We start from the raw sequence: 9,207 nt of genomic DNA on the forward strand, positions 1-9,207 counted from the left end.
TTTATATCTCCAATTCTAATTTATTTACAAGTTCTGCAAATACTTTTAATGCTTTCTCAACAGATTCTTTCTTTTCCATATCTACTCCAGCTTTTCTTAATTGATCTAATGGATATTCTGAACCACCACTTTTTAAGAATTCTATATATCTATCAACAGCTGATTTTCCTTCTGTCAATATTTGAGAACTTAAAGCACTAGCAGCTGAGAATCCTGTTGCATATTTATATACATAGAAGTTTGAATAGAAGTGTGGTATTCTTGCCCATTCAATTCCTATCAATTCATCTACATTAGTAGATTCACCATAGTATTTTTTATTAAGTTCATAATATATTTCGGTAAAATCGTCTGCTGTAAGTGGTTTACCTGATTCTACTTTTTCATGGGTAATTTTTTCAAATTCAGCAAACATAGTCTGTCTATATACAGTCGTTCTAAATTGTTCTAGATAATAGTTTAAAAGATATATTTTTTCATCTTTTGTTTTAGCATTATCTAATAAATAATTTACTAATAGTAATTCATTAGTAGTAGATGCTACTTCAGCTACAAATATTCTATAATCTGAATATATATATGGTTGTGTTGTTCTTGAATAATAGCTATGTACAGAATGTCCTAATTCATGTATTAATGTAAATAATGAATTTAAGTCTTCTGTATAACTAGTTAATATATATGGCTGTGAATCATAACAACCCCATGAATATGCTCCACCTTTTTTACCTTCATTTTCAAAGGCATCTATCCATCTTTCATCAAATGCCTTTTGTATTATAGATAAATATTCATCTCCTAATGGTTTTAAAGCTTTCATTATTATTTCTTTTGCTTCTTCATAAGGAATTTTATATTCAAATTTTTCTGCTAGAGGAACATATAAATCATACATATGTATATCTTCTAGTCCTAATATTTTTTTCTTAATATCTATGTATTTATTTAAAGCAGGTATACTTTCATGTACAGCATCTATTAAGTTATTGTATACTTCTACATTTATATTGTCTGCAAACAGTGAACCTTCTATTGCAGAATTATGTTTTCTCATCTTTGCATAGAATATTTCTGATTTTATAGCTCCATAAAGACTTGATGCATATGTATTTTTAAATTTTTCATAAGTTGAAAATTCCCCATTGAATGCATCTTTTCTAACTCTTCTATCTCTACTTTTTATAAGTAATGAATAGTTGAAATGGTCTATTTTTATTTTTTCTCCATCTTCTCCATCTATTTCAGGAAATTCCATATCTGCATATGCAAGCATGTCATACACACTTTCTGGAACTGATGTAAGTTCTGATACTGAAGCTAATATTTTTTCCTCATTTTCAGATAATGTATGCGGTTTATCTCTTAATATATCTTCTATAAATTTTTTATAGAAAGATAGCTTTTCATCTTTTAAATAATCATTAAGTATATCTTCATTCATAGATATGATTTCTGGTACTATATAAGAAGATGCTACCCCAAAATCAGTTGATATCATTTCTGATTTTACAGAGTTTGCTTGATTATCATTTTTTCTAGTATCTTCATGATGCTTCATATGTGTATATACATATAATTTTTCTATTACTCTAGATGCTTCTTCTAATGTAGTTAAAGCTTCTAATAAATTTTTCTTATCTTCAGACAATTTACCTTTATAAATTTTTATTTTTTCAGTTAAATCGGCTGCTTTTTTCATATCTGCTTCAATACACTCTTTATTAGGATACATTTTTTCAAGATCCCATTTATATTTTTCTTCAATATTTTTTCTTTCTATTCCCATTTTTTTCCTCCTAATTATTTATAGAGAAATATACAACAAAAATATTTTTAAATAAGTTTAAAGTACTGCTATCAATATAGCACCTTCTGCTGTAAATGTTCCCATGATAGGTCCAATATTGGCAATAAGAGTTTTTTCAAAGTTATAGTGGTCTTCTATAAACTTTTTAATCTTTTCTGCTTTTTCTGGACAGTTTGCATGACCAACTATTATATCTTTACTCTCTATTTCATTTATATCAACACTATTTTTAATATATGTGAATAACTTTTTAAGACTATTTCCCTCTCCTCTAGCTTTATCTATCGGTTTTACAAGTCCTTCATCTATTTTTATTATTACTTTAAAGTTTAGTGCATTTATTAATTTTCCAGCTATAGGATTTACTCTACCACCTTTTATAGCATTTTCTAATGTATTTAAAGTTCCATAAAAAATTATATCTTTTTTCATTTGTTCTACTGCTTCTAATATTTCGTCCATATTTTTACCATTTTTTATAAGTTCATATGTTTTTAATATCATAAGTGCAGCACCTATAGATCCACTTTCAGTGTCTATAACTTCTATTCTTTTATCTTTATATTCTTCTAAGTACATATTTTTTGAAATAACAGCATTACTATATGTACTCGATAATTTAGATGTAAGAGTAAATACTATTATTTCTTCATAATCTTCTCTTTTATATAACTCTAAAAATCTTTCAAGAGATGGACTTGATGTTTTTGGAAGTTCTTTAGATTCACCCATTTTTTCATAAAACATTTTTTCATCTATGTCCACTCCACTAATATAAGATTCTTCTCCAAAAGCTACATTTATTCTAACTATATCAGGATCTACTAATTCTAATATTTCCTTAGGAAAATCACACGAACCATCTGTAATAATTTTTATATTTGACAATTTAAAACACCTACTTAAACCTTTCTTTTTTAATTTAACTATCAATTATATTTTATCTATTTTTTATATTTAAATCTACCATTTTTACAATGTTTTAGGCTTTTATTTATCTATTTTTAGTCCGAGATTTTACATATGGTGTCGTAAATTTAGAAACTATACCAACAAATATTCCTGTAACTAAAGATGTTATAAGCATAAATGGAAGATATGTTGTCATTGCAATGTTTTTGACTATTATTGATGCAACTATTAATTGTCCAATATTATGTCCTATTGCACCTATTATACTTATTCCTATTATAGAAAATCCTTTTATTTTATTAAATAGATACATTAAAATCAAACTCAAATATCCTCCACCTATACTAAACATCAAATATGATATAGGTCCAGTAAATATAGTCGATAATATAATTCTTACTGTTAGTATTATAAATGTATCTTTAAAACCAAACGTCATAAGCGCTACTAAAGTTATTATATTACTTAATCCCAATTTCGCACCTGGAAATACAGCTATCATTGGATTAGGAATAAATCCTTCTATTATATACAAAATCAAACTGTATCCTACCATAAGACTTAAAAAAGTAATTTTTTTAGTATCTATTGATTCTTTTGACATATTACGCTCCTTTTATAAAATACACTTTCATATATTTAAATTCTTATTTATTTTTTATTATAACATACTACATCATAATGTTACTTTTATTGATTCTCATTTATGTTCTATATTATAAAAAAAGATGTAGATAAATCTTATAAAAAATTCATCTACATCTTCCTTTATAATATAGAATTTTGGGAAATATATTAAATACTTATTTGCTTAATGCTTTTGATTTTTCAGTACATTCATGTACAGCATTTATTACTGCTGATCTTAATCCTTTTTCTTCAAGAACTTTAACAGCTTCTATTGTTGTTCCTGCTGGTGAACAAACCATATCTTTTAATTCTCCTGGATGTTTTCCTAACTCAAGAACCATTTTAGCTGAACCTAAAACTGTTTGAGCTGCAAATTTATAAGCCTGTGGTCTTGGCATTCCATCAAGAACTGCTGCATCTGCCATAGCTTCTATGAACATAAATACATAAGCTGGACCTGAACCACTTACACCAGTTACTGCATCCATTAATTTTTCAGTAACTATTTCTGCTTCACCAAATGATTCGAATATTTTTTTTACTTCTTCTAATTCTTCTTTTGTAACATTTTTATTAGCACATATGCCTGCCATACCTTCTCCAACTAAAGCTGGTGTATTAGGCATTACTCTTATTACTTTTTTATCTTCTCCTACTATTGCTTCTAACTGTTTTATCTGTTTTCCTGCTGCTATAGATATAACTAATTGATCTTCTCTTACTAATTCAGCTATTGGAGACATAGCAACTTCTAGTATATTCGGTTTTAATGCTATTATAAATGCATCACAATTTTTAACGACTTCTGCTGAATCTGTTGTTATATTGACACCATGTTCTGATTTTACTTTATCTAATGATGGCTGATAAAGGTCTGCAACAGTTATATCTTCTGGTTTTAAAAGACCAGCTTTAACTATTCCACCTAGCATAGCACTTCCCATATTTCCTGCACCAATTAATCCTAATGTTTTCATATTAAAATTTCTCCTTAATTATCATATTTCAAAATAAATATATTTGAATTTATTCATTATATTTTTTATTCAAAATTTTCTTTCTACAATGAATATTATAGCTAAATTTAATATATTTATCCAATGCTTCTTTGTTATCGTTTTCTTCTTTTTTATATCTTTTTTATATAATAGTAATATTTCTTTTTATCTAATTAATGTAGGGGATAGAATCCCTTTTAATATTCTATCCCCTTGAAATTCATATATTTAAATTAATATTTATTATTCTTAGAAGCTTTGTTCTGTTCTTCCTATTATTTCATCCTGTAAAGCTCTACTTAAGTTATTGAAATGATCACTGTATCCAGCAACTCTTACTATTAAATCTTTATATTCATCTGGATTTTTCTGAGCTGCTAATAATACATTTTTATCAAATACGTTAAACTGTATATGATGTCCATCCATATTGAAATATGATCTTATTAGGTTTGCCATATTATCTAATCCTTCTTCACCCTGTACAACTGATGGTGCAAATCTCTGATTTAATAGAGTTCCTCCTGTTTTTAAATGGTCCATTTTAGCACAAGATTTTATAACAGCTGTTGGTCCATTTGTATCTCCACCTTTTTCTGGTGATATACCTTCTGAAACTGGTTTTTCAGCAAGTCTACCATTTGGACTAGCTCCCATAACTTCTCCAAAGTATACGTGACAAGTTGTTGGTAGCATATCAACTCTGTAGTGTCCTCCATTAACTGTAGGTCTTCCTGTAACTTCACTATAGTATAAATTAAATACATCTTGCATTACTGAATCTGCATATTCATCATCATTACCATATTTTGGAGTTTTATTTTTTACCATATTAAGTTCTACTTCATATCCTTCAAAGTTAGCTTCCATAGCTTTTAATAATGTATCCATAGTGAATTTTTTATTATCAAATACATTGTATTTTATAGAAGCTAAACTATCAGTTATTGTTCCTATACCAACACCTTGTATATATCTAGTGTTGTATCTAGCTCCACCTCTTTGATAGTCTTTTCCTTTTGCTATACAGTCATCTACTATAGAAGACATTAATGGGCATGGCATATGTTCTGCGCATATTTTTTCTATTATAGCATTTCCTCTAATTTTTACATCTACCATATAGTGTAATTGTTTTTTATATGCTTCAAATAACTCATCATAAGATTTGAAATCTCTTGGATCTCCAGTTTCTATACCTATCTGTTTTCCAGTGTATTTATCAAATCCATTGTTTAATGTTAATTCTAATATTTTTGGTAAGTTCATATATCCTGTTAAAACATATGCTTCTTTACCATAGCATCCTGTTTCAACACATCCACTTGTTCCACCAAGTCTTGCATCTTGCATTGTTTTACCAGCTTCAAGAAGTTCTTGTATTACAGCTTCTGTATTATAAAATGCTGGCTGTCCCCATCCTTTTCTTGATATTTCACAAGCTCTTTTTAAGAATTTCTGAGGAGTTTTTCTACTTATCTGTACATTTGAACTTGGCTGAACTAATTTCATTTCATCCATTACATCAAGTATTATGTAACTTACTTCATTTACACCGTCTTGTCCATCTGGTCTTATACCACCAGTATTTATATTTACGAAATCTGTGTAAGTTCCACTTTCTTTTAATGTTATACCAACTTTTGGTGGTGCTGGCTGATTATTAAATTTAACCCACATACATTCTAATAATTCTTGAGCACCCTCTCTTGTTAATCTTCCTTCTTCTACATCTTTTTCATAGAATGGATTTAAATGTTGATCTAATCTACCTGGAGAGAATGCATCCCAAGTATTAAGTTCTGTTGTTATACCTATATGAACAAACCAATACATCTGTATTGCCTGATGGAATGTTTTTGGTGCATGTTCTGGTACAACATCACAGTTTTCAGCTATTAATAATAAATCTTTTTTTCTCTGTTCATCATTTGTTTCAGCTGCCATTTTTCTAGCAAGTTCTGCATATCTTTTTCCTAATATTATCATTGCTTCACATGATATAGCCATTGCTTCTAAGTCAGCTTTTTTATCGTATGCTTCTGAATCATTTAAGAAATCAAGTTTTGCTATTTCTTCTTCTATATCTTTTTTAAGATCAGCAAATCCTTTTCTATATATTATATCTCCACAAACTGTATGTCCTGGAGCTCTCTGTTCCATAAACTCAGTAAACATTCCTGCTTCATAAGCATTTTTCCATTCAGTAGACATAGCATTAACGATTTTTTTTCTTGTCTGTCTTTTTTCCCAGAATGGTATTATTACTTCTTTTTGTATTCTTTTATCTTCTTCAGTTACTTTAAAGTCAACTATATCTCTATCATTCATAATTTCCATATCTTCTATAGTATGACAACATATATCTGGATATGTAGGAGCTGCCTGAGCTGAATCACCTTTTTCTCCAACTATTAATTCTCCATCATTTATACATAATGTTCTATTTTCTACAAAATGTTTAAATGATAATGCTCTTAATACTGGCATTTCAACACTACCTTCATATTTTTTATAGGCTTCTGTGAAAAGTACCGCTCTTTCTATTGATATGTGCGGTTTAGTTGTTACACTTGCTTCTCTTAATTTTTTAGTTCTTTCAAAAGTTCCTCTTCCCATGGTATTATCCTCCTATTTTTACATTTTGGAAATTATTATTTTCAAATAATGATTTTATTTCATTCATTTTTTCATCTGAAGGTTTTGTAAATTCTTCTCCTTCATATACTTTATCTAATTTAGTGTATTTATGCTTACCGATATCATGATATGGTAATAAATTTACAGCTTTTATATTTAGAGGTTTTAATAACTCTATCATTTTTAGAACCTCTTCATTATTTTCATCTACGTTCACTCCACCAATTAGCGGTATTCTTATATTTATATAAGCTCCTTTTTCACTTAAGAAGTGTAAGTTTTTAAGTATTAAATCATTTGATTTTCCTGTAAATTTCTTATGTTTTTCTTCATCTACCAATTTAATGTCAAATAAAAATCTATTGGCATAGTTTATAATCTTTTCATAGTTTTGAGTTGGGGCATATCCACAAGTATCTATAGCCACATCTATACCTTTATTTTTACAACCTTTAGCAAGTTCACAGATAAAATCCATATCTTGAACCATTACTTCTCCACCTGATAATGTAACTCCACCACCAGATTCTTCATAAAACATTCTATCTTTTTCTATATTTTTTAATAATTCTTTTACTGTATATTCTTGACCTACTATTTCTCTAGCATTATTTATACAGTAATCTAAGCATGTTTCACAAAGTTCACACTTATCTTTATTTAATCCTACACATCCATCTTTTTTTATTATTGCATCATGTGGACAGACTTCTATACATCTACCACAAGCTCCACATCTTTCTTGATTATATAGAACTTCTTTTTTATATGATTGACTTTCTGGGTTGTGACACCAAATGCATTCAAGTGGACATCCTTTAAAAAATACAGTACTTCTTATTCCAGGTCCATCATGTATACTACACTTTTGAAAGTTAATAACTAATGGTTTCATAAATGCATCTCCTATTTTTTATTTCTATAAATTAATTTTTGATAATTATTTAACTCTTATTTTCAAAACAAAAAGATAAATACTTCATTTGTTTATATACTTATCTTTATAAAATTAAAATCGTATTGAAATTTTATTAATTATCTAAAACAATAACCTTATGTATTGAATATTATCATATGAAAATTTCAAAGTCTATAAATTTTAACAATCCTGCTATACCAATATCATATTGTTATTATTTTATTAATAACAAAATAATATCGTTTTCTTTTTTCATTCCTTAAATAAAAAAATACTGCAATGTATAATCACATTGCAGCACTTATAAAACAAAATAAATATTCTATTTTAATATATTAATAGTTAGAATATATATTTTCTAAACATAAAATCTTTATTTTTTAAAATTTAATTTCTAATTCTTTTTCTCTTCCATTTCTAATAACAGTTATTTTTACTTTATCACCTTTTTTAAATTTATATAGCACTTTGTTTAAATCATTCATACCAGTTATACTATCATTATCAATTTTTACGATAACATCTCCAGATTTCATACCTGATTTTTCAGCTGAAGAACCTGATACAATTTCTACTACATATACACCATTTTTTCCTGTTAAATCCTGTCCTATAGCTTGTTCATATGATTCTAAATCAGTACCTTTTATTCCTAAAGTAACTTTTTCATAACTTCCATCTTTTACTACTTTTTCTATTACTGTCTTAGCTGTATTTATCGGTATTGCAAACCCTAATCCTTCCCCTTGCGATGCTTTAGCGGTATTTATACCTATTACTTGTCCTTTTTCATTTAATAATGGTCCTCCACTATTACCAGAGTTTATACTTGCATCTGTCTGTATTAAACCTGTCATATTACTAGATTGACTCGTGCTTATTGTTCTATTAAGTCCACTTATTATCCCTTGTGTAACACTTTTTTGAAGATCTAACCCAAGAGGATTCCCTATTGCTATAGATATATCACCTACTTCTACATCATCACTATTTCCTAAATCGGCTGCTGTAAGACCAGTTTTATCTACTTTTACTATAGCTAAATCCATTTGAGGATCATACCACATAACCTTTCCATCTATATCAGATCCATCACTGAATAAGACATTAACATTTGTAGCATCTCCATCTGATACAACATGTGAATTTGTAAGTATATATCCATTTGAATCTACTATTATACCTGTCCCAACACCATGTGTCTCTTGTGGTATAGCAAACATATTATCTTCACTAACACTAGTTGTTGTTATCCCTACAACAGAAGGTGTTGCTTTTTTTGCAACAGCTTGATATACATT

General features: G+C 28.0%; 7 protein-coding genes. All 7 read right to left on the reverse strand.

The window, feature by feature from the left end:
• Position 1: 1 nt before the first annotated feature.
• Positions 2-1,786, reverse strand: a complete 1,785-nt coding sequence (gene pepF, locus Q1J78_RS06565; RefSeq protein ID WP_300278054.1) for an oligoendopeptidase F — start codon at positions 1,784-1,786, stop codon at positions 2-4.
• 57 nt (positions 1,787-1,843) lie between these two features.
• Positions 1,844-2,695 carry a DegV family protein gene (locus Q1J78_RS06570; RefSeq protein ID WP_300278057.1) on the reverse strand — a complete coding sequence of 284 codons (852 nt, stop codon included), beginning with the start codon at positions 2,693-2,695 and terminating at the stop codon, positions 1,844-1,846.
• 106 nt (positions 2,696-2,801) lie between these two features.
• Positions 2,802-3,323 (reverse strand): Gx transporter family protein, encoded by a 522-nt coding sequence (locus Q1J78_RS06575; protein ID WP_300278060.1) that lies wholly within the window; start codon positions 3,321-3,323, stop codon positions 2,802-2,804.
• A gap of 199 nt (positions 3,324-3,522) precedes the next feature.
• Positions 3,523-4,326 (reverse strand): pyrroline-5-carboxylate reductase, encoded by an 804-nt coding sequence (proC, locus tag Q1J78_RS06580; protein ID WP_300278063.1) that lies wholly within the window; start codon positions 4,324-4,326, stop codon positions 3,523-3,525.
• Positions 4,327-4,596: 270 nt separating this feature from the next.
• Complete coding sequence (gene hypD / locus Q1J78_RS06585; RefSeq protein ID WP_300278066.1) at positions 4,597-6,966, reverse strand: trans-4-hydroxy-L-proline dehydratase; 2,370 nt, start codon at positions 6,964-6,966, stop codon at positions 4,597-4,599.
• A gap of 4 nt (positions 6,967-6,970) precedes the next feature.
• Positions 6,971-7,882 carry a trans-4-hydroxy-L-proline dehydratase activase gene (locus Q1J78_RS06590; protein WP_300278070.1) on the reverse strand — a complete coding sequence of 304 codons (912 nt, stop codon included), beginning with the start codon at positions 7,880-7,882 and terminating at the stop codon, positions 6,971-6,973.
• Between the two features lie 404 nt (positions 7,883-8,286).
• Positions 8,287-9,207 (reverse strand): serine protease HtrA (gene htrA, locus Q1J78_RS06595; protein WP_300278073.1); only part of this gene is annotated, 921 nt, incomplete at its 5' end.

The organism is Peptacetobacter sp. (assembly GCF_029264495.1).
In the GTDB taxonomy this organism is placed as follows: domain Bacteria; phylum Bacillota; class Clostridia; order Peptostreptococcales; family Peptostreptococcaceae; genus Peptacetobacter.